The 25,570-nt window shown below is 69.9% G+C and carries 22 protein-coding genes and 1 pseudogene; 9 read left to right on the top strand and 14 right to left on the bottom strand.

The window, feature by feature from the left end; translation table 11 throughout:
- Positions 1 to 18: 18 nt before the first annotated feature.
- Positions 19 to 690 carry an endonuclease NucS gene (gene nucS / locus AB0N66_RS30395; protein WP_365440978.1) on the bottom strand — a complete coding sequence of 224 codons (672 nt, stop codon included), beginning with the start codon at positions 688 to 690 and terminating at the stop codon, positions 19 to 21.
- A gap of 243 nt (positions 691 to 933) precedes the next feature.
- On the opposite strand from nucS, the gene AB0N66_RS30390 reads away from it, so the two are divergent.
- Positions 934 to 1,326, top strand: a complete 393-nt coding sequence (locus AB0N66_RS30390) for an SCO5389 family protein (RefSeq protein ID WP_266454190.1) — start codon at positions 934 to 936, stop codon at positions 1,324 to 1,326.
- A 160-nt stretch (positions 1,327 to 1,486) separates the two neighbouring features.
- On the opposite strand, the gene AB0N66_RS30385 is transcribed toward AB0N66_RS30390, so the two are convergent.
- Positions 1,487 to 2,515 carry an LLM class flavin-dependent oxidoreductase gene (locus AB0N66_RS30385; protein WP_365440975.1) on the bottom strand — a complete coding sequence of 343 codons (1,029 nt, stop codon included), beginning with the start codon at positions 2,513 to 2,515 and terminating at the stop codon, positions 1,487 to 1,489.
- Between the two features lie 222 nt (positions 2,516 to 2,737).
- Between AB0N66_RS30385 and AB0N66_RS30380 the strand changes: the two genes are divergently transcribed.
- Positions 2,738 to 3,070, top strand: a complete 333-nt coding sequence (locus AB0N66_RS30380) for an ATP/GTP-binding protein (protein WP_365440973.1) — start codon at positions 2,738 to 2,740, stop codon at positions 3,068 to 3,070.
- Positions 3,071 to 3,148: 78 nt separating this feature from the next.
- Here the strand turns inward: AB0N66_RS30380 and AB0N66_RS30375 are convergent, their stop codons facing one another.
- The 3 genes from AB0N66_RS30375 to AB0N66_RS30365 all read right to left on the bottom strand — a co-directional run bounded on the left by AB0N66_RS30375 (position 3,149) and on the right by AB0N66_RS30365 (position 6,428).
- The gene (locus tag AB0N66_RS30375; protein WP_365440971.1) at positions 3,149 to 3,988 is read right to left on the bottom strand and encodes an ABC transporter permease; all 840 of its coding nucleotides are present in this window, start codon (positions 3,986 to 3,988) and stop codon (positions 3,149 to 3,151) included.
- Positions 3,985 to 5,235 (bottom strand): ABC transporter ATP-binding protein, encoded by a 1,251-nt coding sequence (locus tag AB0N66_RS30370; RefSeq protein WP_365440969.1) that lies wholly within the window; start codon positions 5,233 to 5,235, stop codon positions 3,985 to 3,987. The genes AB0N66_RS30375 and AB0N66_RS30370 overlap by 4 nt, the downstream gene beginning before the upstream one ends.
- A gap of 302 nt (positions 5,236 to 5,537) precedes the next feature.
- Positions 5,538 to 6,428 carry a hypothetical protein gene (locus AB0N66_RS30365; RefSeq protein WP_365440967.1) on the bottom strand — a complete coding sequence of 297 codons (891 nt, stop codon included), beginning with the start codon at positions 6,426 to 6,428 and terminating at the stop codon, positions 5,538 to 5,540.
- Between the two features lie 295 nt (positions 6,429 to 6,723).
- On the opposite strand from AB0N66_RS30365, the gene AB0N66_RS30360 reads away from it, so the two are divergent.
- Positions 6,724 to 7,638, top strand: coding sequence for a hypothetical protein (locus AB0N66_RS30360; protein ID WP_365440965.1), 915 nt, complete (start codon positions 6,724 to 6,726; stop codon positions 7,636 to 7,638).
- Here AB0N66_RS30360 and AB0N66_RS30355 read toward each other — a convergent pair.
- From AB0N66_RS30355 to mce, 5 genes are all read right to left on the bottom strand, one after another.
- Entirely contained in the window at positions 7,619 to 8,389 is a 771-nt protein-coding gene (locus tag AB0N66_RS30355) for an ABC transporter permease (protein ID WP_365440963.1), read from the bottom strand. The genes AB0N66_RS30360 and AB0N66_RS30355 overlap by 20 nt on opposite strands.
- A gap of 2 nt (positions 8,390 to 8,391) precedes the next feature.
- The gene (locus AB0N66_RS30350) at positions 8,392 to 9,393 is read right to left on the bottom strand and encodes an ABC transporter ATP-binding protein (protein WP_365440961.1); all 1,002 of its coding nucleotides are present in this window, start codon (positions 9,391 to 9,393) and stop codon (positions 8,392 to 8,394) included.
- 182 nt (positions 9,394 to 9,575) lie between these two features.
- On the bottom strand, positions 9,576 to 10,508 hold the full coding sequence (locus AB0N66_RS30345) for a cellulose-binding protein (RefSeq protein ID WP_365440959.1): 933 nt from the start codon (positions 10,506 to 10,508) through the stop codon (positions 9,576 to 9,578).
- Positions 10,509 to 10,691: 183 nt separating this feature from the next.
- Complete coding sequence (scy, locus tag AB0N66_RS30340; RefSeq protein WP_365440957.1) at positions 10,692 to 14,507, bottom strand: polarized growth protein Scy; 3,816 nt, start codon at positions 14,505 to 14,507, stop codon at positions 10,692 to 10,694.
- Between the two features lie 241 nt (positions 14,508 to 14,748).
- A complete protein-coding gene (gene mce, locus AB0N66_RS30335; protein ID WP_365440955.1) occupies positions 14,749 to 15,189 on the bottom strand; it encodes a methylmalonyl-CoA epimerase in 441 nt (146 codons plus the stop codon).
- A 145-nt stretch (positions 15,190 to 15,334) separates the two neighbouring features.
- Between mce and AB0N66_RS30330 the strand changes: the two genes are divergently transcribed.
- From AB0N66_RS30330 to AB0N66_RS30320, 3 genes are all read left to right on the top strand, one after another.
- Positions 15,335 to 16,537: an acetyl-CoA C-acetyltransferase gene (locus AB0N66_RS30330; RefSeq protein WP_365440953.1), complete on the top strand. Its 1,203-nt coding sequence runs from the start codon at positions 15,335 to 15,337 to the stop codon at positions 16,535 to 16,537.
- 40 nt (positions 16,538 to 16,577) lie between these two features.
- Positions 16,578 to 17,534, top strand: a complete 957-nt coding sequence (gene meaB / locus AB0N66_RS30325) for a methylmalonyl Co-A mutase-associated GTPase MeaB (protein ID WP_365440951.1) — start codon at positions 16,578 to 16,580, stop codon at positions 17,532 to 17,534.
- A gap of 310 nt (positions 17,535 to 17,844) precedes the next feature.
- Entirely contained in the window at positions 17,845 to 19,095 is a 1,251-nt protein-coding gene (locus AB0N66_RS30320; RefSeq protein ID WP_365440949.1) for an MFS transporter, read from the top strand.
- A gap of 20 nt (positions 19,096 to 19,115) precedes the next feature.
- On the opposite strand, the gene AB0N66_RS30315 is transcribed toward AB0N66_RS30320, so the two are convergent.
- Positions 19,116 to 19,796: a PepSY domain-containing protein gene (locus AB0N66_RS30315; RefSeq protein WP_365440947.1), complete on the bottom strand. Its 681-nt coding sequence runs from the start codon at positions 19,794 to 19,796 to the stop codon at positions 19,116 to 19,118.
- 135 nt (positions 19,797 to 19,931) lie between these two features.
- On the opposite strand from AB0N66_RS30315, the gene AB0N66_RS30310 reads away from it, so the two are divergent.
- The 3 genes and pseudogenes from AB0N66_RS30310 to AB0N66_RS30300 all read left to right on the top strand — a co-directional run bounded on the left by AB0N66_RS30310 (position 19,932) and on the right by AB0N66_RS30300 (position 23,498).
- On the top strand, positions 19,932 to 20,594 hold the full coding sequence (locus AB0N66_RS30310) for a response regulator transcription factor (protein WP_365440945.1): 663 nt from the start codon (positions 19,932 to 19,934) through the stop codon (positions 20,592 to 20,594).
- Positions 20,591 to 21,997 carry a HAMP domain-containing sensor histidine kinase gene (locus tag AB0N66_RS30305; protein WP_365440943.1) on the top strand — a complete coding sequence of 469 codons (1,407 nt, stop codon included), beginning with the start codon at positions 20,591 to 20,593 and terminating at the stop codon, positions 21,995 to 21,997. Before AB0N66_RS30310 ends, AB0N66_RS30305 begins: the two co-directional genes overlap by 4 nt.
- A 272-nt stretch (positions 21,998 to 22,269) precedes the next feature.
- Positions 22,270 to 23,498 (top strand): annotated as a pseudogene (locus AB0N66_RS30300) (RNA-guided endonuclease TnpB family protein).
- Positions 23,499 to 23,555: 57 nt separating this feature from the next.
- Here AB0N66_RS30300 and AB0N66_RS30295 read toward each other — a convergent pair.
- The 3 genes from AB0N66_RS30295 to AB0N66_RS30285 all read right to left on the bottom strand — a co-directional run bounded on the left by AB0N66_RS30295 (position 23,556) and on the right by AB0N66_RS30285 (position 25,569).
- Positions 23,556 to 24,032: a MarR family transcriptional regulator gene (locus AB0N66_RS30295; RefSeq protein WP_365440941.1), complete on the bottom strand. Its 477-nt coding sequence runs from the start codon at positions 24,030 to 24,032 to the stop codon at positions 23,556 to 23,558.
- A gap of 92 nt (positions 24,033 to 24,124) precedes the next feature.
- Positions 24,125 to 24,922 (bottom strand): AIM24 family protein, encoded by a 798-nt coding sequence (locus AB0N66_RS30290; protein ID WP_365440939.1) that lies wholly within the window; start codon positions 24,920 to 24,922, stop codon positions 24,125 to 24,127.
- On the bottom strand, positions 24,919 to 25,569 hold the full coding sequence (locus AB0N66_RS30285) for an AIM24 family protein (RefSeq protein ID WP_365440937.1): 651 nt from the start codon (positions 25,567 to 25,569) through the stop codon (positions 24,919 to 24,921). Before AB0N66_RS30285 ends, AB0N66_RS30290 begins: the two co-directional genes overlap by 4 nt.
- Position 25,570 lies beyond the last annotated feature (1 nt).

The following is a 25,570-nucleotide window of genomic DNA, read 5'->3' as shown; positions in this document are numbered from 1 at the left end:
TCCCTGCTTGCCCTGCGGTCAGAACAGGCGCAGTTTGTCGTCCTCGATGCCGCGCAGCGCGTTGTAGTCCAGGACCGTGCAGCCGATGCCGCGGTCGGTGGCCAGGACGCGGGCCTGCGGCTTGATCTCCTGGGCGGCGAAAATGCCGCGGACCGGTGCGAGGTGCGGGTCGCGGTTCAACAGCTCCAGATAGCGCGTCAGTTGCTCCACACCGTCGATCTCGCCGCGCCGCTTGATCTCGATGGCGACGGTCCGGCCCTCGGCGTCCCGGCAGAGGATGTCGACGGGGCCGATGGCCGTCATGTACTCACGGCGGATGAGCGAGTAACCCTCGCCGAGGGTCTCGATGCGGTCCGCGAGGAGCTCCTGAAGGTGCGCTTCCACGCCGTCCTTGATCAGACCGGGGTCTACGCCGAGTTCGTGCGAGGAATCGTGGAGGATCTCCTCCATCGTGATGATGAGCTTCTCGCCCGCTTTGTTGATGACGGTCCAGACGCCCTCCTCGTCCCCGGAACCCTCCTTCAGAGTGCAGGGCGGCGACATCCAGTTGAGGGGCTTGTAGGCCCTGTCGTCCGCGTGGATCGAGACGCTGCCGTCCGCCTTCACGAGGATGAGGCGAGGGGCTGACGGGAGATGGGCGGTGAGCCGGCCCGCGTAGTCGACGGAGCAGCGGGCAATGACGAGACGCATGGTCGGCAACGCTACTCGACGGGCAGTGGTCCACGCGATTCGCCCTGGAAGACGCCTGTTCGGTCGTGGCTGATTGTGGGCCTAGTGGGAGTTCGCTATGTGCGCATTCTCCTGGTGCCGTCACCGTCCGTTGCTTACCGTATAAACAGGAGGTCGCGGCGCGTGTACTCAGCGTGTTCCACATCGCGAACTCCCTTCCCTGTCCGGCAACCCCCGAGGTATGGGGGTGCGAGAGGAGAACTCATGTCGCTCGACGTCTCACCGGCCCTACTTGAACAGGCCGAGCGAGGCGAGGTCGATGAAGCTGAATTCGTCGACTGCGTCCGGACCTCCCTGCCCTACGCATGGGAGATGATCAGCTCCCTGGTGGCCCAGCTGAAGGTGGACGGCGGGAACTTCGCCGACAACCAGACGCCCCCGCCGGACGAGCAGGCGCGTGGCCAGCTGCTGCGTGCGCTCGCGAGTGACGCGATACGCGGCGCGCTGCAGCGGCACTTCGGAGTGCGGCTTGCCTTCCAGAACTGCCACCGGGTGGCGGTGTTCCCGCTGGACACCTCAGTGGACGACACGCTGGCACGTTTCACCTCGGTCCGCAGCCAACTGCTGAACCAGTCCCCGGAGTTCCGGGACTGCTGACGCGGTAGCCGCATTGCTTGCCGCTCCGTACGCGGGAGGTGTTTCTGTACGGGGCGGCAAGCTTCCGCGAATCCGGCCCGTCGACCGGCCTGTACCCGGCCGGTTGGCACCCGGGTGCCGGGTGCCGGGAGCTGGGAGCCGGGTGCCGGCCTCCGGGCGGTCACCGGAGCTGGGGGAGTACCTCGGCGCCCAGTCGTCGTACGTTCTCCTCGGTGGCCGCCAGATCCCCCGAGCCCTCCACGAGCAGGGCGAAGCGTGAGATGCCGGTGCGTTCCGAGGTCGCTGCCAGCCGGTCGGCGCACAGCTGGGGGGTCCCCACCGGGTGCAGCCCGCAGAGCAGTTCGGTGTACGCCAGGGGGTCCCGCATCGCGCGGGCGCGGCCATCGACCGTCACATGGGCGTCGAGCCCCTGCTTCAGCCAGCCCGGCATCGACTTGAGGAGCGTCTCGGTGGCGTCCGTGCGGCGGTCCGCGATCTGGCAGACCCCGGCCGACACATGCGCCGCCGCGGAGATCTCGTCGGCGGACCGCCCGGCCACGCGTGCGTACTGCCGCCACAGGGCCACCATTTCGGCCTTCTCCTCGTCGCCGACATGCATCCCGAGGAGCATCGGCAGCCCGCGCTCGGCCGCGAGCTGCACGCTCGCCGGTGAGGTGCAGGCGACGACCACCTCGGGGCCCGGAGCACAGCTCAGCGCCTCCGACGGCCTGGGCACGACGGCGACTTCACGGAAGTCGAACCGCTCTCCGGTGCCGGCGACGGACGGTTCGCGCAGCCAGCGCATCAGCAGTTCGAGCGATTCCGGGAAGCCCTCCTCGTATGCCCCGAGGCCCGAGCCGAAGACCTCCAGGTCGACCCAGGGGCCGCCGCGGCCCACGCCCAGCGAGAATCGTCCGCCGGACGTCACATGCAGCAGTGCCGCCTGCTCGCCGAGGGCGACGGGGTGCACGGTGGGCAGTACGCTCACCGCGGTGCCGACCCGGATCCGCTGTGTACGGCCGAGCAGCAGGGCCGCGAGAGTGATCGCCGACGGGCATGTGCCGTACGGCACGAAGTGGTGCTCGGCCAGCCAGACCGAGTCGAGTCCGGCCTCCTCGGCGACCTCGGCCGAGCGCACCGCACGGTGCAGGGCCTCCCCCTGGCCCTGCCCCGGGAACTGGGCGGCCAGTACAAAACTTCCAACGCGCATCGTACTTTCCTGCTTCCTTGGCTCCGACGCGGAGCTCCCCCACCGGCATAACCACCCGACACGTGCCGAGGACACGGCCTCTCGGAGGGATTTGCGGATTGTCTGCAAAATCGGCCGTTGGGGGGGGCGATCTGTGGGGATTGGAGGAGTACGCGTACCCCTGTGTGCGCCGCGTAGGCTGGACTTGGCCCCTGCTCCCTGTATAGCTCCGTGAGGTGTCCTGTGTCCCCGCGTCGCAACCGTCCGAAGGACGCCGGCTCGTCCGGCCCGAGCCCGTCCCCGGACGACGGCGGCCGCTACGGCGGCTTCCAGTCCAGGGAGAGCTGGCAGGGCGAGGAATGGAGCGTGCGCCATGTCGCGGGCGCGAGTGCCGAGGGAAAGACCTATCGCTGCCCGGGCTGCGACCAGATGATCCCCTCCGGCATCCCGCACGTGGTGGCCTGGCCGGAGCACTCGGGCGTCGACGACCGCCGCCACTGGCACAAGTCCTGCTGGAACGCGAAGGACCGCCGTACCTCAAGGGTGCAGCGGTCCCGTAACGCGCCCAGGTTCTAGGCGACTTCAGGCATTCCGGCGCTGAAAGAGATCCCGGAGCCGAAGGACATCCCGGTGCCCTCAGGCATTCAGGCGCCCTCAGACGTCCCGGCGCTCAAGGAGCACGAACGCGCCGGCGATCGCCGCCGCCGTCACCACGGCGAGCAGGCCGAGCTGCGAGCCGCCCGTGCCGTTCTCGTTGTCCAGGTGGAAGATCTTGGCGAGGGAGTTGGGAGCGTTGTACTCCAGCATCTTGTCGCCGATGGTCCGCAGGCTCTCGGACATGTACAGGAAGGCGGGCATGATCGCGGGCACCAGTACGAGGCCGAGCATCGCGGTGATCGCGCCCGCCGAGTGACGGAGCATCGAGCCGACCGCGAGGGCGAGGGTGCCGAGCAGTGAGACGTACAGCGCGCCCATCACCACCGAGCCGCCCCAGGAGACCTCCGACGAGCCGCCGTGCATCCCCGAGGTGAAGAGGCCGACCAGGCCGATCGCGAAGGCCGACACGACGAACGCCACCGCGAAGAAGATGATCAGCTTCGCGGCGAGCACCCGGTGGCGCTGCGGCGAGGCGGTGAACGTCGTACGGATCATGCCAGTGCCGTACTCGGACGAGACCACCAGGACGCCCAGGGTGATCAGGCAGATCTGCCCGAGGATCAGACCGAAGAAGGCCGGGATCGTGTACGGGACGTCGCCGAAGTCCTCGTCGGTGGTCTGGACGGCGACCAGGAAGCCGATGCCGACGACCAGGAGCAGGAAGACCCCGAGCGTCCACATCGTGGAGCGCACCGACTTGATCTTCGTCCACTCGGAGGCGAGCGCGTGCCCCAGGTGAGTGGGCGTGACCGGGATCGGCGAGGTGTACGAACTGCCTTGCGGCGCCTGCCAGTTGGGTGCGGCCTGCTGCTGCATCGGGGGCTGGGGCGTACTCATCGGGCGTCCTCGGTCTTGGTCAGGTCGGGGGCGGCCGTCGGCGCTGCGGGAGCCTGGGGCGCGGCCTGGGCGTATGGGTTGGCGGCCGGGGCGGCGGGAGCTGCCGGGGCGACCGGAGCGCCGTACGGGCCTGGCTGAGCCGCGCCGGGAGCACCCGGGCCGCCGTAGGGACCTGTGTGCGGCTGGCCCTGCGGCATCGCGAACGGCTGTCCGCCCTGCTGGGGCGGCGGCGGCGCGTACCAGCCCGGCTGGCCCTGACCGGGCACCGGCATCTGCGGCGGCGGCAGCGCGCCCGGCGGCAGCTGCTGCTGGAGTCCGGTCTTCTGGTCGATGGTCGAGCGGTAGTCGACGGCGCCCTGCGTCATCCGCATGTACGCCTCCTCCAGCGAGGCCTGGTGCGGTGACAGCTCCCACAGTCGTACGTCGGCGGAGTGCGCGAGGTCGCTGATCTGCGGCAGCCGCAGGCCCATCACGCGCAGCGCGCCGTCCTGCTCGGGCAGCACCTGTCCGCCCGCCTCGGTCAGTGCGGACGTCAGCTTCTCGCGCTGCTGCGGCTCGGTGTCCGGGGTGCGGACCCGGGCGAAGTCGGCCGAGTTGTGCGAGATGAAGTCCTTGATGTTGCTGTCCGCGAGCAGCTGCCCGCGCCCGATCACGATCAGGTGGTCGGCGGTCAGCGCCATCTCGCTCATCAGGTGCGAGGAGACGAAGACCGTACGGCCTTCCGCCGCGAGGGACTTCATCAGGTTGCGGACCCAGAGGATGCCCTCGGGGTCGAGGCCGTTGACCGGCTCGTCGAAGAGCAGCACCTGCGGGTCGCCGAGCAGCGCGGCCGCGATACCGAGCCGCTGGCCCATGCCGAGCGAGAAGCCCTTGGAGCGCTTTCTGGCCACGTCCTGGAGGCCCACCACGCCCAGTACCTCGTCCACGCGGCGGGCCGGGATGCCGGACAGCTGGGCGAGGCAGAGGAGGTGGTTGCGGGCGTGCCGGCCGCCGTGCACGGCCTTGGCGTCGAGGAGCGCGCCGACCTGGCGGGGCGCGTTCGGCAGCTTGCGGTAGGGGAAGCCGCCGATCGTCACCTGCCCGGAGCTGGGGTTGTCGAGGCCGAGGATCATCCGCATCGTCGTCGACTTGCCCGAGCCGTTGGGCCCGAGGAAGCCGGTGACGGCACCTGGCCTCACCTGGAAGGAAAGGTTGTACACGGCTGTCTTGGCGCCATAGCGCTTCGTCAGGCCGACTGCCTCGATCATGCTCCGCACCCATCGAAAGGTTCTGGACGTCTCGGACGTCGGGGCACACGCCCCCGTAAGGGTTAGGAGGATATCGGTGCGCTGACGGTTCCCATCAAAAGAAAGTAAAACAGTGCAGGTCAAGCCGCTTCCTTGGCAGGTACGCGTCTGGCCTGGTCAGAGGCGGAAACGGAATCCCCAAGCGCCGAAACGGAATGATCGGGCCGGATGCGGAAGGGCCGGACGCGGTAGGGCCGGACGCGGTAGGGCCGGGTCCGCTGCGGTCCGCTGCAGAAGGAAGCCCGAGGCCCGTTACGGAACGATCAGGCCCGGTACGGAAGCGAGTCGTGCAGCGGCGGCAGGTCGTCGTACAGCCGCAGCTCGGCCGATTCGTCGACGTACGGCAGGAAGTCGGTCTGCGGCAGCACCCAGCCCTCCTCGCCGAAGAGCAGCGTGCCCCGCTCGCGCAGCGCACGGTCGGCTCCGGCGCGGCGCACCCAGGTCGCCGGGTCGGGCCCGAGCAGCTCGCGCAGCCGGGCGGAGTCGGCGAGCAGCGCGGCGAGCAGCGCGGACTGGTCGCCGCCGCCGGGGCGCGGGTCACCGGTCGCCGGGTCGGCGAGCACGCCGTGCGCGCTGAAGTAGATGTACGCCGCGCCGAGCCGCTCACCGGACGGCATGGTCATCTCGAAGGCGTCGCCAGGGAGTATCGCCCGCCGGTAGTCCGGGAACTCGGTGTCGTCGACCGCCTTGAGCTGCGTCGAGTCCAGCCAGGTGACGACGAGTGTGGTCGACGCGTCCCGGTCGACGTACGGCGTCCCCGCCACGTATCCCGCGGGGCTGATGTGCCCGGAGCAGCCGACGCCGATGCCGCGCACGCCGACCGGCACCATCGGCACGGTCGCCGGAATGCCCAGCCGGGTGAGCTTGTGGGCGACCTGGCCGGGGGAGGCGTTCGAGCCGACGGCGATGACCGGGTGGCGGCGTCCGGTGCCGACCTGGCCGAGGCCGGCGAGGGCCTCGTCCAGGCGCTGTGACTCCTCGCGCTCCTCCACGTACCACTCGCCGAGCCGCAGCGGCCGTACGCCGAGATGGAGCAGCTCGCCCCCGGTCAGCAGGGACGGCTCGGTGGTGGGGCGGCCCGGATAGGTGAGCGGCTGCTTGGCGGGCACGTCGTCCAGCCCCAGCGCCTGGAGGCTTCGGTCCTTCGTCGTCACGGTGACGCCCTTCGGGGGTGGTCGCGCGATATTGGGCACAGCGTTCCACGCGAGGTCTACCCGGGACGGACCCAGGTCTCGCCCACCTGAGTGGGGTTGGCCGGAACGGGCACCGGGAATCATGCCGTCCCATTGTACGAGTGGGGATGATGTCTGTTACGGGGGACGTGAGTTGAGCTTACTGAGGAGTGGTCCGGGCCGTTGGGGGCGGCCGAGGCGGGATCGGGCGCATCCCCGCTTCCGTACGTCTGTTCGCTGGTGGATCGCCGGACGCTCCGTCCACGCCCTGCTCCTGATGACGCTCGGCGCGCTGGCCGGGCTCTCCGTCGCCGTCGCGGCGCTGTGGACGGTGACGGAGCACTCGCCGCGGTCGATGGCGGAGCGCTTCTCGGACAAGGAGCGGCTCTTCGACCTCAGCCTCACGGTACTCCGCGCCTGCGTCGGGACCGACAACCTCGAACCGGAGGCGGACAGCACCGCGCACCAACTGCTCGCCACACTCGCCTCGGTCACCGGAGCGATGGTGCCCGCGGTGCTCCTCGGAATCGTGCTCATCAAGCTGTTCGCGCTGCGCCCTTTCGTCTGGCGGCAGCGGGCCAGTGTCTCGCACGCCTGGACCGCGGACTTCCCCGGCTACTCGCGGGACCACGCGGACAGCGAGGACGCGATCATCGCCGTCCGCTTCTACAACCGCTTCGACAACCTCTCGGTCGTGGACCTGCGGGCCCGCGTCCATCTGCGCTATCTGGAGCGGTCGCCGCACGACGGCAGCCTGGTCATCTACAAGCAGTGGCTGAAGGTGCTGGACGCGAACGGGAAGCCCGCCGACGAGCGGTCCTGGCTCGCGGTCGAGCGCGGGGCGCCCTTCACCGTGTGGATACCGGTGGAGGCGCCGGTGGCCGAGCTGCCGTTCCGGCACATCCAGGGCAAGGACCTGTCCGGTTCGTACGGCGTGAAGCTGCTCGTGCGGCTGACGGCGCGGACCGTGGGCCTGGGCACCGAGGTCGCCGACGAGCGCTGGTTCGACCTGGCGGGCGGCGACTTCGAACTCGGCCGCTTCGTGCCGCTCCAGCCGGACCTGGACAAGGACGTGTGGCGCTGGGAGGGGTGGACGGACTTCGACGAGGTGCTGGAGCCCCGGCCGGACGGCGGGGATCCGATGAATCCCTCCCGCCCGGACAGCGGAGCCCCTACGCGTCCCGCCTCTTGAGCAGGACATAGCCCCCGATCACGGCCACCGCCACCCACGCCACCATGATCGCGAGGCCGCCCCAGGGGCCGTACGGAGTGTCGTCGTCGATCGGGGTCACGACCTGCATGATCTTGCTGCCGGCCTGGTCGGGGAGGTACTGGCCGATCTTCTTGGTGGCGGAGACGTTGCCGAGGATGTTGGAGATCAGGAAGAAGAACGGCATCAGGATGCCGAGGGAGAGCATCGGGCTGCGCAGCATCGTCGCGACGCCCATCGAGAAGACGGCGATGAGCGTCATGTAGAGGCCGCCGCCGATGACCGCGCGCAGCACGCCGGGGTCGCCGATCGATGCCTTGTGCGAGCCGAGCATCGCCTGGCCCAGGAAGAAGGCGACGAAGCTGGTGATGATGCCGACGACGAAGGAGAGGACCGTCGCCACCGCGATCTTGCCGAAGAGGAACGTGCCGCGCCGCGGGACGGCCGCGAGCGAGGTGCGGATCATGCCGGTGCTGTACTCGTTCGAGACGACGAGCACCCCGAACACGATCATCGCGAGCTGACCGAGACTCATGCCCGCGAAGCTGATGAAAGTCGGGTCGAAGGACAGCTTGTCGTTCTCGCTCAGATTGTCGAAGTCGTTCTTGGACAGCAGCGAGATCAGAATGCCGAGGGCGATCGTGACGACCGCGGCGAGACCGAGCGTCCAGATGGTGGACGCGACAGAGCGGATCTTGGTCCACTCGGACTGGAGGACCTGCGTCGCCGCCATGGTCAGCCCCTCTTCCAGTCGTCGCCCCATTGCTGCGGCGGTGGTGGCAGGGTCCCCGGGTGCGGCGTGCCGATGAGTCCGGCGTCCGGGTGCGGGGTGTCCGAGTGCGCGTGGTACTCCACCGACTCCGCGGTCAGCTGCATGAACGCCTCTTCCAGGGATGCCTGTTGAGGGCTGAGTTCGTGCAGCACGATCTGGTGCTGCGCGGCCAGCTCCCCGATGTGCTCCGGCTTCGAGCCGTCCACTTCCAGCGTGCCGTTGCCCGTCTCGACGACGGTGACCCCGGCGCCGTGCAGCAGGTCGAGGAAGCGCTCGCGCTGGGGAGTGCGGATACGGACGTACGACCGTGAGTTCTGCTGGATGAAGTCAGCCATGGAGGTGTCGGCGAGCAGCCTGCCCTGGCCGATGACGACGAGGTGGTCTGCGGTCAGCGCCATCTCGCTCATCAGGTGACTCGACACGAAGACCGTGCGGCCCTGCGCCGCCAGGGACTTCATCAGGTTGCGGATCCAGTGGATGCCCTCGGGGTCGAGCCCGTTGACCGGCTCGTCGAACATCAGGATCCGTGGGTCGCCGAGCAGCGCGCCCGCGATGCCGAGCCGCTGGCCCATGCCGAGCGAGAACCCCTTGGCCTTCTTCTTCGCGACCGCGGTCAGCCCGACCGTGTCGAGGACCTCGTGGACCCGCGCCTTGGAGATGCCGTTGCTCTGCGCGAGGCAGAGAAGGTGGTTGAAGGCGCTGCGTCCGCCGTGCATGGCCTTGGCGTCGAGGAGGGCGCCGATGTACTTCAGCGGTTCCTTGAGGCCGTCGTAGTGCTGCCCGTCGATCCGCACGTCACCGGCGGTGGGCCGGTCGAGCCCGAGCATCATCCGCATGGTCGTGGACTTGCCGGCACCGTTCGGCCCCAGAAACCCCGTCACGATGCCGGGTCTGACCGCGAAGGTCAGGTTGTTGACCGCCACTTTCTCGCCGTACCGCTTGGTCAGCCCCTCGAGCTCGATCATGCGGCCACGCTAAGACGGCGGTTGCGGCAGTGCCACTTGGGCGCCGGTGTTTTTGCCGCTTGTTCACCGATCCCCGGCCACCGCGTCGTCGAGCCGTCGCGTGTACGACGAAGGCCCGCACTCCCGAGAAGAGAGTGCGGGCCTTCGTCGATACCAGGACGTACCAGGAGTGCTGCCAGGAACTACCGGGACTGCTGAGCCGGGACCCCACGCGAGATCGGCTCGTCCTCGGCCGGCGTGGCGGCGGCCACCGCGGCGCCCGTGAGCGTCGCGAGCATCTCGCGGACGTTCGTGAGCTGGGCGTTGATCGAGTCGCGGCGGTTCGTCAGAGCCGCCAGCTCGCGCTCGGATTCCGAGCGGATGCGGTCGGCCTTGGCGTTCGCGTCGGCCACGATGTCCTCGGACTGACGCTGAGCCGTCTCCACCGTCTGGCGGGCGCGGCGCTCGGCGTCCGTACGCAGCTTCTCGGCCTCGAGGCGGAGCTGCTCCGCACGGTGCTCGATCTCCGCGAGACGCTTCTCGGCCTTGGCCTGACGGGAAGCCAGGTCACGCTCGGACTGCTCACGCCGCTTGGCGAGGTTCGTCTCGAAGTCGGCCGCGGCCTGCGCGGCCTTCGCGCGGGTCTCCTCGAAGAGAGCCTCCGCCTCCTCGCGCTTGGACTGTGCGTCCTTCGCCGCCTCCTGGCGCAGCTGAGAGGAGTCGCCCTTGGCCTTCTCGAGGATCCGGACGCCCTCGTCCTCCGCCTTGGCCTTGCGGTCCGCAGCGAACGATTCTGCGTCGTTGCGGACCTGCTGGGCCGCCGACTCGGCGAGCTCGCGGTGCTGCTCGGAAGCGCGCCGGGCCTCCTCTCGCAGGTCCTTCGCCTCCTCCTCGGCGAGGCGGAGGATCTTCTCGACGCGCGCGCCGAGACCCGCGTACGACGGCTCTGCGTCGCTCACTTGGGACTGGGCGTTCTGCGTCTCGAGGTGGAGTTCCTCGATGCGCTTTTCCAGAGCAGTGATACGAGCCAGAGCGCTGTCACGGTCGGAGACGAGCTTCGAGATGCGTTCGTCCACCTGAGCGCGGTCGTACCCACGCCGCACAAGCTCGAAGCCGTAGGGGGAAGTGTCGCTCATGGGGTTCCTGTCGAATGAGACCGGTGAGGTGATAGGGGGAATCCTAGGGGTCAAAGCGGTGTGTCATCGAGCGGATACGTGTTTGATCTGGAGAATGACACTCCTTTTGGGTGGCTACCTGTCGGAGCACTTGCCAGAGCCTGTGTCAAAGGTCCCTACAAAGCATGCAATCGACGCTTATGGCTAGCCCTCTGACGCCTTGCCACTCGAACGAGTCGCACCCGCGGCAGCGCCGGCCTTGACTGCACCGTCCTTGTTGACCGAGGGGGCCTCAAAGGATTCCAACGCCTCCAGCACGTCCTGGACACGGGAGATCTCCGCATTGATGTCCTCACGCCGCCGCACCAGCACTTCGAGCTCGCGCTTGCCCTCCTCGACCATGCGCCGCGCCTCCTGCTCGGCATCGGCCTTGATCTTCTGAGCCTCGGCGACGAGCGAGTTCTTCTTCTGCTCGGCCTCCTTGAGGAGCCCCTCCGCCTTGCGTACGGCGGCGATCCGCACCTTGCTCGCCTCGGAATTGGCCTCCGACACCAGGTCCTTGGCCTTCGCCTCGGCCTTCGCGAGGGACTCCTCGGCGGCCTTGATGAGTGCGTCGCACCGGTCGCCCGCCACCCGCATCGTCTCGGCCGACTCGCGGCGGGCCCGCGCGTGCAGCGACTCGATCTCGGTGGTGATCCGGTCGCGCAGCTCCTCCGCGCGCTCCCTTATCGCGGTCGCGTCCCGGCGCGCGCCGACCAGCAGCTCGTCGGCGTCCGTACGGGCCCGCTCCACCCGGGAGTTGCCCTCGACCGTCGCCTCGGAGAGCAGCCGCTCTGCTTCGTTGCGGGCCGCGCCGACCATGCTGTCGGCCTGCTCCTCGGCTTCCGCCGTGGTCTTCTGCGCGGTCTGCTGGGACTCCGAGAGCAGCTTGTCGGCCTCGGACGCCGTCTCCGAGATGAGCGTGTCGACCTGCTCGGCCGCCTCGGAGCGCCGCTTGTTGGCCTCCTTGCGCGCCTCGTCCGTCGTCCGCTCCGCCTCTTCGCGCGCGGCAGACATGATCCGCTCCGCCTCGGTGCGGATCCGCTCGGAGTGCTGCTGCGCGGAGCCGACCGTCGCCGCGGCCTCGGCGCGCAGCCGCTCCGCGTCCCCGGTCGCGTCCGAGATGAGGTGCTCGGCCTTGGCCACCGATTCCGTGCGTACCCGCTCGGCCTCGGCGTTCGTCTCCACCGTGAGCCGCTCCGCCTCGGACCGCGCCTCGTTGATGAGGGTGTCCGCCTGCGTGGCGGCGTCCGAACGGATCCGGTTCGCGTCCTCGCGGGCCTCGCCCCGTGTACGTGAAGCGTCCTGCTCGGCGTTGGCGATGGCGTCGGACGCCTCGGTGCGGACGCGCTGGGCGTGCTCGGCGGCCTCCGAACGCAGCCGCTCGGATTCGGCGATCGCCTCCGAAACCGTGTGCTCCGCCAGCGACTTGGCGGCCTCCGACGACTCGGACGCCTCCCGCCGGATACGACCCGCGTCCTCGCTGGCCCGCTCCCGCTCCGCGTAGGCGTCGGCGCGAACCCGGTCGGCCTCCGCCTGCGCCTCGGTCCGCATCCGGTCCGCCACATGCTCGGCGGCGGACCTGAGACCGGTGATCTCCTCCTGAGCCTGCTCGTGCAGCCCGGCCACCGAGTCGCGCACCTGCTGCGCGGTCTGCTCGGCGTTCGAGACCATCTCGGTCGCGCGCCGGTCGGCCTCCTCGACCAGCCGTACGGCCTCGGCCTGGGCCTCCTCGACGCGGTTGCGCGCGGAAGCGAGGAGTTCCTCGCTCTGCTCGCGGGCCCGCTCCCGCTCCTGGTCGGCCTCCTGGCGCGCCGAACCGAGAAGCTCCTCGGCCTCGCGGCGGCGCCGGACGGCCTCCTCCTGCGCGGCGGACAGCGCCTCGGCGGCCTCGACCGCCAGCCGCTCGGCCGCGGCCTGTGCCTCCGCCCGTACCCGGTCCGCGCTGTCCTGCGCCTCCGACTTCAGCCGCTCGGCCTCCGCCGCGGCGTCCGAACGCAGTCGTACGGCGATGTTCTCGCCCTCGGCCCGGGACGTGGACGCGTCCGCCGCGGCCTCGTCACGCAGCCGCTCCGCCTCCGCCTCGGCCTGTGCCTGGAGCGTCCGGATCCGCTCGGCGGACTCCGAACGCAGCCGGTCCGTCTCCTCGGCGGCCTCACGGCGCAGCCGCTCGGCCTCCGCACGGGCCTCGCCCAGCGCCTGCTCCGCCGAGGTGACCCGCTGCTCGGCCTCGGTGTGCAGCCGGGCCAGCCCCTCGGCAGCCTCCTCGCGACGGGCCGCTATGGCCCGCTCGGTCTCCTCGCGCAGCGCCTCCGCGGCCCGCTCGGCGTCCGCCTTGATGGCCTCGGACTGCTCCTCGGCCTCGGTGCGGTGCCGCTCGGCCTCCGTGCGGGTGCGCTCCAGGGTGTCCTCGGCCTGCCGGCGCAAGGTCGTGGCGCGCTCGATGGCCTCGGTGCGGACCCGCTGGCTGTCGGTCGTGGCGACCGACCGCTGCTCGTCGGCGTCCGCCTTGGCCTTGGCGAGCAGATCCTCGGCGGTCTTGGCCGCCTCCTCGATCTGCTGGACGGCCTCGCGCCTGGCCTCGCTGCGGATCCGCTCGCCCTCGGCGTTGGCGTCGCCGCGCAGCTGCTCGGCCTCGCCGCGCAGCCGGCGCGCCTCCTCCTGGAGCTCGACCGTCTTGGCGCGGTACTCCTTGGTGTCGTCCTTCGCCGTGCCCTTGAGCTGCTCGGCGATGTCGTGCGCCTCGGCACGCAGCCGGTCCGCCTCGGCCTCGGCCTTGCTGCGGATCCGCTCGGCCTCCTCGGTGGCGGCCTTGGTGGTCGACTTGGCTTCCTCGGACGCCCTGTTCAGGACGTCCTCGGCGGTACGGGCCGCCTTGGCGAGCTGGGACGCGGTCTCCTCGGCGGTGAGGCTGCGCGCGTTCTCCTCGGCCTCGGCGACGATCTTCTCGGCCTTGGCCTTGGCCTCCGCGACGACCTGCTCGGCGTCGGCCTTGGTGGTCTCGGCCTCCTGATTGGCCTCGTTGACCAGCCGGGCGACCTGTTCCTTCGCCGTACGTGTGCGCTGTTCGTTCGTCGACTCGGCGGTGGCCAGGGCCTTGGCCGCGGTCTCCTTGGCCTCGGCGACGGTCTTGTCCGCCTCGGCCCGCGCCTCGCGCAGTGCCGCCTCGGCCTCGGCGGCGCGCTGCTCGGCGGTCCGGCTCAGTTCGGTGGCCTGGCGGCGGGCGGAGTCCGACTCGGTCGCCGTGGAGCTGCGCAGCTGCTCGGCGTGGTCGGTGGCCTCCTGGGCCTGCGTGGACGCCGCGTTCAGCAGCCGCTCGGAGTCCGTGCGGGCCCGGCGCAGCAGCGCTTCGGCCTCCGCGCGGGCCGACTCGGCGTCGGCGTTCAGCCGCTGGCGGGCCTCGGCGGCGACCCGCTCGGCCTCCGCGCGGGCGGCGGCCAGCGACTGGTCGGCCTCGGCGCGCGACTCCTCCAGGAGCCGACGGGCCTGCTGCTCGGTGCGGGCGCGCAACTGCTCCGCCCACGCCACGTTCTCGTTGACGTGCGACTCGACGGTCTGCCGGCGCTCGCCCAGCTCCTGGTCCAGCTGCTGGCGGCGGGTGACGGCCTCCTGGTGCAGCTCCGCCTGGAGGCGGGCGGCCTGCTCGGCGTGCTCCTGGAGGATGCGCTGCGTCTGCGCGCGGGCCTGGCTCATCTCGCGCTCGGCGTCGGCACGCAGCTGGTCGGCCTGGATCTGCGCATTACGAAGGAGCTGCTCGGCCTGGTAGCCGAGGTCACCGCCGTCGTAGGCAGGCCGGGTCGCCAGACTGCGGCGCGCCTCGTGCAGCTTGGCGCGCAGCACCTCGACTTGATAGCCGAGGTCCTCGGCGTGCTGGACGGCCTTCTCCCGCTCGGTCTTCAGCCGCTCCATCTCGGCCTCGAACCGAGAGAGGTGGTCGACGTCAGCCGCCGGCTCTCGCTCCTGGCGTTCGTAGCCCCGCACTGCGCGGTCCCATCCGTCCCCTGGTCGCAAGTCTCTCCAAACGAGCTCCGTCCATCCGCCGAACGGTGCCCCCGGGGAATGGTGTCAGATCACCGGCGGAGCATGGGCCGCTGCCCCGACGCTCGTCCCGCCTGTCCCCCGAAAACCTGGACCCCGGCCCTCGAATCCTCATGAGAAGGACCCGGACCGCCCCGCTGAGGCGGCGGCCGTCCCCAACCCTACCGGCCCATATGTACGAGGGTCAGTGCTCAGGTGACTCAACAGCCGCCGAAGTCACCAGTTCTGTCAGGACGCCATGGCAATCCTTTGGATGCAGGAACGTGATCCGGGAGCCCATCGACCCGGTCCGGGGCTCGTCGTACAGCACTCGTACGCCCTTGTCCTTGATGTCGGCGGCGTCGGCGTCCACGTCCGCGGTGCCGAAAGCGATGTGATGGACGCCCTCGCCGTTCTTCGCCAGCCACTTCGCGACGGTGGAGTCCTCGCGGGTGGGTTCGAGCAGTTGGAGGTAGGAGGCACCGCCGTCGGAGGTCCCGTTGATCCTGATCATGGCCTCCCGTACGCCCTGCTCCTCGTTGACCTCGGAGTGGAAGACCTCGAAGCCGTACGTGGCCCGGTAGAACTCGACGGTCTTGTCGAGGTCGAAACAGGCGATCCCGATGTGGTCGATTCGCGTCAGCATGGAGTCAGTGCAGCGCTCCTGAGGTGGTTACGCAACGTGCGCGCGATCACACTCCATGCCGGATGACGGGTGGCCTACCGCTCAGTACATTCAAGTAAACCCTCGTTCACTCCTCAGCTGTGCAGCTGAAAGGGGATCGCACCTCATGTCAGGAACGAACAGCAGTACCTCGGTGATCGTCGCGGGCGCTCGTACGCCCATGGGACGGTTGCTGGGTTCGCTGAAGTCCTTCTCCGGGGCAGACCTCGGTGGCTTCGCGATCAAGGCCGCCCTCGACCGTGCGGGTATCGGTGGTGACCAGGTGCAGTACGTGATCATGGGCCAGGTGCTCCAGGCCGGGGCAGGGCAGATCCCGGCACGCCAGGCCGCGGTCAAGGCGGGCATCCCGATGAGCGTCCCGGCGCTCACCATCAACAAGGTGTGTCTCTCGGGCCTCGACGCCATCGCGCTCGCCGACCAGCTCATCCGTGCAGGTGAGTTCGAGATCGTGGTCGCGGGCGGTCAGGAATCCATGACGAACGCGCCCCACCTCCTCCCGAAGTCCCGCGAGGGCTACAAGTACGGCGCCATCGAGATGCTCGACGCCATGGCGTACGACGGCCTCACCGACGCCTTCGAGAACATCCCCATGGGCGAGTCGACGGAGAAGCACAACACCCGGCTCGGCATCGCCCGACCCGAGCAGGACGAGGTGGCGGCCCTCTCGCACCAGCGCGCGGCCGCCGCCCAGAAGGACGGCATCTTCGCGGCGGAGATCACGCCGGTTGAGATTCCGCAGCGCAAGGGCGAGCCCGTCGTCTTCAGCGAGGACGAGGGCATCCGCGCCGAGACCACGGTGGAGTCGCTGGGCAAACTGCGCCCGGCCTTCACCAGGGACGGCACGATCACGGCCGGCACGTCGTCCCAGATCTCGGACGGCGCCGCCGCCGTCGTGGTCATGAGCAAGGCGAAGGCGCTGGAGCTGGGCCTTGAGTGGATCGCCGAGATCGGCGCCCACGGGAACGTCGCGGGGCCGGACAACTCGCTCCAGTCGCAGCCGTCCAACGCCATCCAGCACGCCCTGAAGAAGGAGGGCCTGGACGTCTCGGACCTCGACCTGATCGAGATCAACGAGGCCTTCGCGGCCGTCGCGGTCCAGTCAATGAAGGACCTCGGGGTGTCCACCGACAAGGTGAACGTCAACGGCGGAGCCATTGCCCTGGGTCACCCGATCGGGATGTCCGGCGCGCGGCTCGTGCTGCACCTCGCCCTCGAACTGAAGCGGCGGGGCGGCGGTGTGGGCGCCGCCGCGCTGTGCGGTGGCGGCGGGCAGGGTGACGCGCTGATCGTGCGGGTACCCAAGAGCTGAGTACTTCTGTTCGTACGTCTCTACTCGGAACGGAGCTGTGATGCAGGACGTCGCCTCGCTGGTGGCCCAGGCCAGAGAAGGCCGGCCGCGGGCCGTGGCCAGGCTGATCTCCCTGGTCGAGGGGGCGTCCGAGCAGCTCCGCGAGGTGATGGCGGCGCTGGCACCGCTCGCCGGGAACGCCTACGTCGTCGGCCTCACGGGGTCGCCGGGCGTGGGCAAGTCGACGGCCACGTCGGCGCTCGTGACCGCGTACCGCAAGCAGGGCAGGCGGGTCGGCGTCCTCGCCGTCGACCCGTCCTCGCCGTTCTCCGGCGGCGCGCTGCTCGGCGACCGCGTGCGGATGTCCGAGCACGCCTCCGACCCCGGGGTGTACATCCGCTCCATGGCGACCCGGGGCCACCTCGGCGGACTCGCCTGGTCGGCCCCCCAGGCGATCCGTGTCCTGGACGCGGCCGGCTGCGACGTGATCCTGGTCGAGACGGTCGGCGTCGGCCAGTCCGAGGTCGAGATCGCGTCCCAGGCCGACACCTCGGTCGTCCTCCTCGCCCCCGGCATGGGCGACGGCATCCAGGCGGCCAAGGCCGGGATCCTGGAGATCGGCGATGTGTACGTCGTCAACAAGGCCGACCGGGACGGGGCCGACGCCACGGCTCGCGAGCTGAACCACATGCTCGGCCTCGGTGAGGCCCGCGGGCCCGGTGACTGGCGCCCGCCGATCGTCAAGACCGTCGCCGCGCGGGGCGAGGGGATCGACGAGGTCGTCGAAGCGCTGGAGAAGCACCGGGCGTGGATGGAGGAGCACGGGGTGCTCATTGAGCGGCGCCGTGCGCGGGCGTCGAAGGAGGTCGAGACGATCGCGGTCACCGCTCTGCGCCAACGCATCGGCGACCTCCACGGAGACCGCCGCCTCAGCGCGCTCGCGGAGCGGATCGTCGCGGGGGAGTTGGATCCCTACCGGGCGGCAGATTCGCTGGTGGAGGGGTTGAGAGAGGGCTGAGGCCTGGGGTTTTTCGCCCCCTCCGCCCCTTCCCGTCCCGTTTCTGGGGGCTGCCGCCCCCAGGCCCCCGCTGTCGGCCTGAACGGCCTCGTCCTCAATCGCCGGACGGGCTGAAGGGGTGTTAGCCCCTCCGGCGCTTGAGGAGCGGGGGTTTGGGGGCGGAGGGGGCGAAAAAAGCCTCCTCAACCCCCCGCACCCGCTGTTAAGTTAGGCCGCATGTTCCTCCTCATGGCATAGGGCCCGCCCAAGCCGCGCGACCGTCGCGGCACACAGGTGCCCCCAACCGCCCTCTCGCCGAGGAACACTCCACATGCCCGCGTCACTTCCGCGGCGGCCCTCGTACGCCGCCGTCCTCCGCATCCCCCACACCCGCCGCACCTTCACCACCGCCCTCGTCGGCAGACTGTCGTACGGCATGGTCTCCGTCGCCATGATGCTGACAGTGACCCGGGCGACCGGGTCGTACGCCGTGGCCGGCACGGTCCTGGCGCTGTTCGGTGCCATGAGCGTGTTCCTGTCGCCCGCGAGGGCGGCCCTGATCGACCGGTACGGCCCTCGCCGTGCTCTTCTCCCCATGGCCTCGCTCTACGCGACGCTGCTCGGAGCCTTCGCGGCGGCCGCCTGGCGCCCGGAAGCACCGCCGGTGGTACTCGGCGCGCTGGCCGTGGCTGCGGGCGCCTGCACGCCCCCGCTCGGCCCCACGATGCGCGCCGTCTGGGGCGAAGTCGTCGAGGACCGGCTGCTGCTGCAGCGGGCGTACAGCCTGGACGGGGTAGCGGAGGAGATCCTCTTCGTCTCCGGGCCACTGCTGGTGGGCGGGGTGGTGCAGTTCGCGCCCCCGGCTGCCGCCGTCGCGCTCAGCGCCGTGCTGGTGTGGACGGGAACCCTCGGGTTCGTCCTGTCGCCGGCGGTGGCGGGCGTACGGCCCGCTGCCGTGAAGGCCGAGCGGTCCCGAGCCCGGTTGCGCGTCGGCCGTGCCCTCGCACAGCCCGTCGTCGTCGCCGCGGGTGTAGGGCTGGCGCTCGGCGCACTCGACCTGCTGGTCATGGCCTTCGCCGAGCAACGGCATCACGGGGACGACGTGGTGGCCTGGGTGCTCGCCGCCCTGTCGGCGGGCAGCGCACTGGGCGGCCTGCTGAACGGTGCCGTCAACTGGAGTACGTCCGCACGGACCCGGCTGCCGCTGATGGCCGGCGGCGTGGGGCTCGCGTTGCTCGCCGCCGGACTGGCGCCGGGCCTCGGCACCCTGACCGTCGCCGTGGTCTGCGCCGGCTTCTTCGTGGCCCCGGCGCTTACCACGTCCTACCTGATCGCGGACGAGGCAGCGCCACCCGGTTTCCGCACCCAGGCCGGCGCCTGGGTCAACACCGCCGTGAACGCCGGGAGTTCGGCCGGCGCCGCGGGGGTGGGCCTGCTGGTCGGTCACCTGTCCCTCGGCCTGTGCTTCGCGGTCTCGGGCTCGGTGGCGCTCGCCGCGGCCCTGGTCTCCGCGAGCGGCGTACGTCGCCCGCCCGCCTCGCCGGGAACCCCCGCTCAGGCGGAGGTACCCGACCGGGTCTGACCGCCCGCGACGCGGTGGTCTCAGTCGTCGTCCGACGAGCGGTCCGGGGTGACCTGGGCCGTCCGGAGGTCGACCAGCCAGTCGTGTCCGGTGCCGCTCTGCGTCCGGGTCTCCGCCTCCCAGGCGGGGGTGCCGGCGTCCTCGTCCAGGTCGATCGAGGTGACCGTGCCCTGCGCCGCGGCGGCCTTCGCGGCCTCGGCGGCGGAGGTGGAGCTGCCCTTCAGGGCGGCCCGGACCCGGGCGGCGTCGTCAGCGTCGTCGTCGTCCTCGCGCTCCGTGTGCGAGGAGAGGACCTTGCCCGTGCCGGGGTCGACGTGGACGCTGTGCCACTTGCCCGCGCTGTCGAGGATGTCGATGTCCCAGGTCACGACGTCGGCCTTGGCGGACCCACCGTCCTCGTCGGCCTCGTCTTCCAGGTCCGCGGAGACCGCGGTACCCGGTGTGTGGCGCAGTGCCGCGGTGAGCGCGTCGGCCGCCGTCACCTTCGCGGCCTTCACCTCGGTGACGTCGTCGTCCTGGCTGTTGTCGTCCTGACCGTCCTCGTCATGGAGTACGTCGTCGTCCCGGACCTCGGACGCCGCCCGCACGTCCGACTGCGGCGTCGATGTCCCGTCGTCTCCCGTGACCGCGAGAGCCGTCGCCGTGCCGCCCCCGACCAGGGCCGCGGCCACGACGGTGGCGATGACGATGTTGCGCTTCATGAGAGTTCCTCCCGAGTTGATCCCGTGCGCCGTGGTGCGGCGCCGTTCGCCGGGGACCAATCTGCGCGACGGACACTGAAGGCAGGCTGAAGCCACCTGAAGCCTTCTTCAGCTTCGGTTTGCGACGCTGGGCGCATGCTCCTGTTGATCGTGGAGGACGAAAAGCGGCTCGCCCTGTCGCTCGCCAAGGGTCTGACGGCCGAGGGCTACGCCGTGGACGTCGTCCACGACGGGCTCGAAGGGCTGTACCGGGCCGGTGAAGGGACGTACGACCTCGTCATCCTCGACATCATGCTGCCCGGCATGAACGGCTACCACGTGTGCTCCGCCCTCCGCGCCGCCGGCCACGACGTACCGATCCTGATGCTCACCGCGAAGGACGGCGAGTACGACGAGGCCGAGGGGCTCGACACCGGCGCCGACGACTACCTGACCAAGCCGTTCTCGTACGTGGTGCTGGTGGCGCGGGTGAAGGCGCTGCTGCGGCGGCGCGGGCAGGCCGGGGCCTCGCCCGTGCGGGTCGTCGGTGACCTGAAGGTCGACACCGCAGCGCGGCGCGTCTTCCGTGGTGAGGACGAAGTCACCCTCACCGCAAAGGAGTTCGCGGTCCTCGAACAGCTCGTCGTGCGCGCCGGGGAGGTCGTCTCCAAGGCCGACATCCTTGAGCACGTCTGGGACTTCGCGTACGACGGGGATCCGAACATCGTCGAGGTGTACGTCAGCACGCTGCGCCGGAAGCTGGGCGCCGACCTCATCCGGACGGTACGCGGCGCCGGTTACCGCCTGGAGGCACGATGAGACGCCTCTTCGGCTCGGTGCGGTCGCGGGCCACGCTGGGCGCGACCCTTGTCGTCGCCATCGCTCTGATCGCCGCCGGCACCGCCGTGACGCTGTCCCTGCGGTCCAACCTGAGCGGGCAGGCCAGTACTCAGGCCGAGCGGTCCGCGCGGTCCGTCGCCGCCGATCTCGCGGGCGGGCAGGCCTACGACCAGTTGTCGCTGGACGACGACGACCGTCCCGTCCAAGTCGTCGACGAGGCTGGGACGTTGGTCGCCGCGAGCGAGGATCTGGAGCGGATCAGCGGGACGGGCGTCGGCGCCGTACGACCGCAGCCCCCCGCGGCCGGTGTCGGTGACGATGACGACGAGGAGGGGGACGACGAGTCCCTCGAACCCGGTGAGATCGGCGAGGAGACGACCTTCAGCGAGGGCTCCGCCACCATCGACGGCGACACGGAGGACTACCGGTTCGCCGCGGTGACCGTGGAGGTGCAGAACAAGGGCACGCTCACGGTGTACGCCGGTGCGCCACTGGCCGCCGAACAGAGCGCCGTACGCACCGCGTTGACCGTCATGCTGATCGGGTTCCCGCTGCTTCTCGCCGTGGTGGCCGCAGTGACCTGGCGCGTGACGCGGCGGGCGCTGCGGCCCGTCGAGGGCATCCGGAGCGAGATGGCCGCCATCACGGCCTCCGAGGATCTCGCGCGGCGCGTCCCCGTGCCGGACACACACGACGAGGTCGCCGGTCTGGCCCGCACGACGAACGAGACGCTGGCCGCCCTGGAGACATCCGTCGAGCGCCAGCGGCGGTTCGTCGCCGACGCCTCCCACGAACTGCGCAGCCCCATCGCCTCCCTCCGCACCCAGCTCGAAGTGGGCGCCGCACACCCGGAGTTGCTCGACCTGGCGGGGGCCGTCGAGGACACCGTACGGCTGCAGCATCTCGCCGCCGATCTGCTGCTGCTCGCACGGCTGGACGCGGGCGAGAGGCCCGCGGGCACGCGCTTCGACCTCGGGGCGGTCGTACGGGAAGAGGCGGCCGGCCGAGCAGGGGTGACCGCCGACGCTCCGGCCGTCGAAGTGACCGGTTCCCGGGGGCAGTTGGCGAGAGTGCTCGCCAACCTGCTGGACAACGCCCAGCGGCATGCACGGGAGCGGGTCTCGGTGAGTGTGCGGACGGACGGTGTGTGGGCCGTGGTGGAAGTCGCCGACGACGGGGCCGGTGTGCCCGCCGACCAGCGAGAGCGCATCTTCGAGCGCTTCGTACGACTCGACGACGCCCGCACCCGCGACGACGGCGGGGCCGGTCTTGGCCTCGCCATCGCGCGCGATGTGGCGGTACGACACGGCGGAACACTCACGGTCCGGGAGGCACCCGAGGGGGGCGCACTCTTCGAACTCCGGGTCCCTGGTGCCCCCTGAGGGGCGCGGGGCTGTGACATTTTGCGGCTCCGCCAGGTGGGCGCGACCAGCCACAGTCGGCACGCAGTCGCAGGCGGCCTTCCCAGCGGAGCGCTACCGGGATTCATTCGCAGTGCTCGGGGGTTCACCCCGGGGTGAAGCGAATCTCCCGCCTGCGACGCGGAGCGTCGCGGTGTCGTTCTGGCGGAGCCGGACTGGGCTGCGGTGACGGTGAAGGTTCGCTCGCATGTTCCCGGTGACGGTACTCGTTCGACCTGCCTAGTGTGATCGTCGTGCAGCTCCGGTATGCCTTCAGGTTGTACCCGGACACCGGCCAGCGCACCGCGCTGGCCAAGGCGTTCGGGTGCGCCCGCGTCGTGTTCAACGACGCCGTGCGGGCCCGCCAGGACGCCCGGCGGGCGGGTATCCGTTCCCGACGGCCGGTGAGCTGTCGACCCGTCTGATCACCGAGGCGAAGAGGACCGCCTCGCGGTCCTGGCTGGGCGAGGTCTCCGCGGTTGTCCTCCAGCAGTCCCTGCGCGACGCCGAGGCCGCCTACAAGAACTTCTTCGCCTCACTCAAGGGCACCCGCAAGGGCCCGAAACTGGGTGCACCCCGTTTCAAGTCCCGCAAGGACACCCGGCAGTCGATCCGGTTCACGGCCAACGCCCGCTGGACCATCACCGACAGCGGCCGTCTGAACCTGCCCAAGATCGGGGCGGTGAAGGTGAAGTGGTCCCGCACGCTGCCCACCACCCCCACCTCCGTCACCGTGTTCCAGGACAGTGCGGGCAGGTTCTTCGCCTCGTTCGTCATCGACACCGACCCCGCCGCCGCGTCGATGCCCGCCACCGACCAAACCATCGGCATCGACCTCGGGCTCACCCATTTCGCCGTGCTGTCCACCGGCGAGAAGATCGACTCGCCCCGGTTCCTGCGCCGGGCGGAGAAGAAGTTGAAGAAGGCCCAGAAGGAACTGTCCCGCAAACAGAAGGGATCGAAGAACCGCGAGAAGGCGCGCCTCAAGGTCGCCCGCGCCCACGCCAAGGTCACCGACGCCCGCACAGAGTTCCACCACCAGCTCTCCACCCGGCTGATCTCCGAGAACCAAGGAATCGCCGTGGAGAGTCTGTCGGTGGCGGGACTGGCGCGTACCAGGCTGGCCAAGTCCGTCCACGACGCCGGCTGGACGGCGTTCGTGAACATGCTGGAATACAAACTGGAATACAAAGCGGAACGGTACGGGCGCACCCTGATCAAGATCGGCCGGTTCGAGCCGACCTCCCAGACCTGCTCCACATGCGGCGCCGTGGACGGCCCCAAACCCCTGTCCGTCCGCCAATGGACCTGTACCGCCTGCGGCACCGTCCACGACCGGGATCACAACGCCGCGATCAACGTCAAAAAGGCCGCCGGACTGGCGGTGTCAGCCTGCGGAGCGCCGGTAAGACCAGAACCTGTTCTGGCACAGCGCGAAGAAACAGGAAGCCACGGATTCCCGGCCGGAAACCGTGCCGCGTAGCGGCACGGCAACCGGTAGAGAAGGCCAGAATCCTCGCCCTTCACGGCGAGGAGCAAGTCAAGGCTTGCCGCGCTGCCCCCGCAGATGCTCCGCGATCGGCGTCAGCGTCTTGTGGAGCTCCTCCAGCGCCTCCGGCGACAGCAGGTCCATGAAGTGCCGCCGCACGGAAGCCACATGGTGCGGTGCGACCTTCCGCATCGTCTCCATGCCGTGGTCGGTGAGGACCGCGAACAGCCCCCGGCGGTCGGATTCGCAGTTCTCCCGGCGCACCAGATCCGCGTTCTCCATGCGGGTGATCTGGTGCGAGAGGCGGCTCTTGGACTGGAGGGTGGCGGACGCGAGGTCGCTCATCCGCATCCGTACGCCCTCCGACTCGGAGAGGTTCACGAGGATCTCGTAGTCGTTCATGGTCAGGCCGAACGGTTGCAGGTCCCTCTCGAGCTGGTAAGTCAACAGCCTGTTGACGTCCAGGTGGGTGCGCCAGGCACACTGCTCCGCATTGGTCAGCCAGCGCGTGGCCGTCTCGGTCTCCATAAGTGAAGTCTACCTAAAATGTTGAAAGGCGAACTAGTGAGGGCGGTGTGACTACGCGCACGCGTTCGATGTCACACTCCGCAGACTACCGCTCACAGCCCGAAGCGACGCTGGAGGTCTCCCAGCTGTCCGGGAAGGCGCGGTACGCCTGCCTGCTGTCCATGCTGGCCGGGTACCCCGCCACCGCCGGGTACTCCCGCCTGCTGCGGGACCACTCCCGTGGCCTGCTCGGCCATGAGGGTTTCGGTGGACTGGAGCAGCACCGTGCCGGCCCCCACGAACTCGAACTGGTGCTCCTCACCGGAGGCCCCGCCGATGCCCGTCATCGCACGTAGACCGCCCATTACACCTGTCATGTACCCGTGGTCGTAGTGGTGGCACGGGGAGGGGCAGTCCGCCCAGCCGACCAGTGCCTGTGGGTCCACTCGGATCGGGGGTTCCATGAACACCACCGGACCGTTGGAGGCGGCCACGAACTTGCCCGTTCCGATAAGGGTCAGGAAACCCGGCACGATCGACTGCTTGAGGGCGAGAGTTGGCTGAAAAGCGAGCAGATTGCCGGAGCGAATGGTCAGGTTGCCGTTTTCCAGATCGTACGAATTCACGTCGAAGGCCCGGTCGGCGAGCAGCATCTTGCCCGAGCCCTCCGCCACGACCCAGTCGCTCGCGTGCAGAGGCGAATGGAAAGACGTACGGACAAGTCGGTCGAGCCGGCCGTGTCCGATGCCGTTGAAGTCGATCGTCCCGTAGTAGGCGATCATCTTGCCCTTCTGCAGGAACCACTGGCTCCCCTTGAGCTCCACGCAGAAGGTGTAGTTGTTCACGTTGTCGTCGACGGGCAGTGTCATCGGGTCGTGGACGGTCGGCCCCGAAGCCCCGTATCCGCTCACAGCTTCTCCTCCGAGGCCTGGACGTACACCGCGCCGTTGCCGCTCAGCTCCAGCTGGAACGCCTCGCCCGAGCCGCGGCCCACCATGTCGCGCCAGCCCAACGCCGTGGACAGCTTGTTGCGTACGTCGCCGTGGTGCGCGACGTACGCCTGGGGGTCGACGTGGACCGGGCGCTGCGGGGTGATCGGGATCTCGAACACGCCGCCGTGCGCCATGACGGCGACCGCGCCGTGCCCCTTCAGGGTCGTCGTGAAGAGCCCCTGACCGGTCACCTGGCCGCGCACCATGCCCATCACCCCGCCCTGCGAGCCCATGAACATCGTGCCCTGCTGGAGTGCGCCGTCGAAGGCGAGCAGCCGGTCCGCCTCCACATACAGGGTGTCGCCGGTGAGGCCGATCACCTGGATGTGGTGGCCGCCGTGCCCGAAGAGCACCGTGCCGGAGCCCTCGACGGTCATCAGCGGGGTGGCCTCGTTCGCCAGGCGGCGGCCGAGCATCGACATCACTCCGCCCTGGCCGCCCTGGATGTTGGGCGTGAAGGACACCTCGCCCTTGTAGGCGAGCATCGCGCCCCGCTGACTGAACATCCGCTGGCCGGGCAGCACGGTGGCCTCGACCATCTTCGAGTTGATCTCACGGAAGGGCATG

Source organism: Streptomyces sp. NPDC093544, assembly GCF_040683495.1.
Taxonomy (GTDB): domain Bacteria; phylum Actinomycetota; class Actinomycetes; order Streptomycetales; family Streptomycetaceae; genus Streptomyces.
The sequence above is the reverse complement of the archived record's forward strand: the minus strand, read 5'-3'. Positions and strand labels throughout refer to the sequence as shown.

Bases quoted from the DNA above. Each gene is read 5' to 3' on its own strand.
- nucS (WP_365440978.1), bottom strand. From the start codon at position 690: ATGCGTCTCGTCATTGCCCGCTGCTCCGTCGACTACGCGGGCCGGCTC.
- AB0N66_RS30390 (WP_266454190.1), top strand. From the start codon at position 934: ATGTCGCTCGACGTCTCACCGGCCCTACTTGAACAGGCCGAGCGAGGC.
- AB0N66_RS30385 (WP_365440975.1), bottom strand. From the start codon at position 2,515: ATGCGCGTTGGAAGTTTTGTACTGGCCGCCCAGTTCCCGGGGCAGGGC.
- AB0N66_RS30375 (WP_365440971.1), bottom strand. From the start codon at position 3,988: ATGAGTACGCCCCAGCCCCCGATGCAGCAGCAGGCCGCACCCAACTGG.
- AB0N66_RS30370 (WP_365440969.1), bottom strand. From the start codon at position 5,235: ATGATCGAGGCAGTCGGCCTGACGAAGCGCTATGGCGCCAAGACAGCC.
- AB0N66_RS30360 (WP_365440965.1), top strand. From the start codon at position 6,724: ATGACGCTCGGCGCGCTGGCCGGGCTCTCCGTCGCCGTCGCGGCGCTG.
- AB0N66_RS30355 (WP_365440963.1), bottom strand. From the start codon at position 8,389: ATGGCGGCGACGCAGGTCCTCCAGTCCGAGTGGACCAAGATCCGCTCT.
- AB0N66_RS30350 (WP_365440961.1), bottom strand. From the start codon at position 9,393: ATGATCGAGCTCGAGGGGCTGACCAAGCGGTACGGCGAGAAAGTGGCG.
- AB0N66_RS30345 (WP_365440959.1), bottom strand. From the start codon at position 10,508: ATGAGCGACACTTCCCCCTACGGCTTCGAGCTTGTGCGGCGTGGGTAC.
- mce (WP_365440955.1), bottom strand. From the start codon at position 15,189: ATGCTGACGCGAATCGACCACATCGGGATCGCCTGTTTCGACCTCGAC.
- AB0N66_RS30330 (WP_365440953.1), top strand. From the start codon at position 15,335: ATGTCAGGAACGAACAGCAGTACCTCGGTGATCGTCGCGGGCGCTCGT.
- meaB (WP_365440951.1), top strand. From the start codon at position 16,578: ATGCAGGACGTCGCCTCGCTGGTGGCCCAGGCCAGAGAAGGCCGGCCG.
- AB0N66_RS30320 (WP_365440949.1), top strand. From the start codon at position 17,845: ATGCCCGCGTCACTTCCGCGGCGGCCCTCGTACGCCGCCGTCCTCCGC.
- AB0N66_RS30315 (WP_365440947.1), bottom strand. From the start codon at position 19,796: ATGAAGCGCAACATCGTCATCGCCACCGTCGTGGCCGCGGCCCTGGTC.
- AB0N66_RS30310 (WP_365440945.1), top strand. From the start codon at position 19,932: ATGCTCCTGTTGATCGTGGAGGACGAAAAGCGGCTCGCCCTGTCGCTC.
- AB0N66_RS30305 (WP_365440943.1), top strand. From the start codon at position 20,591: ATGAGACGCCTCTTCGGCTCGGTGCGGTCGCGGGCCACGCTGGGCGCG.
- AB0N66_RS30295 (WP_365440941.1), bottom strand. From the start codon at position 24,032: ATGGAGACCGAGACGGCCACGCGCTGGCTGACCAATGCGGAGCAGTGT.
- AB0N66_RS30285 (WP_365440937.1), bottom strand. From the start codon at position 25,569: ATGCCCTTCCGTGAGATCAACTCGAAGATGGTCGAGGCCACCGTGCTG.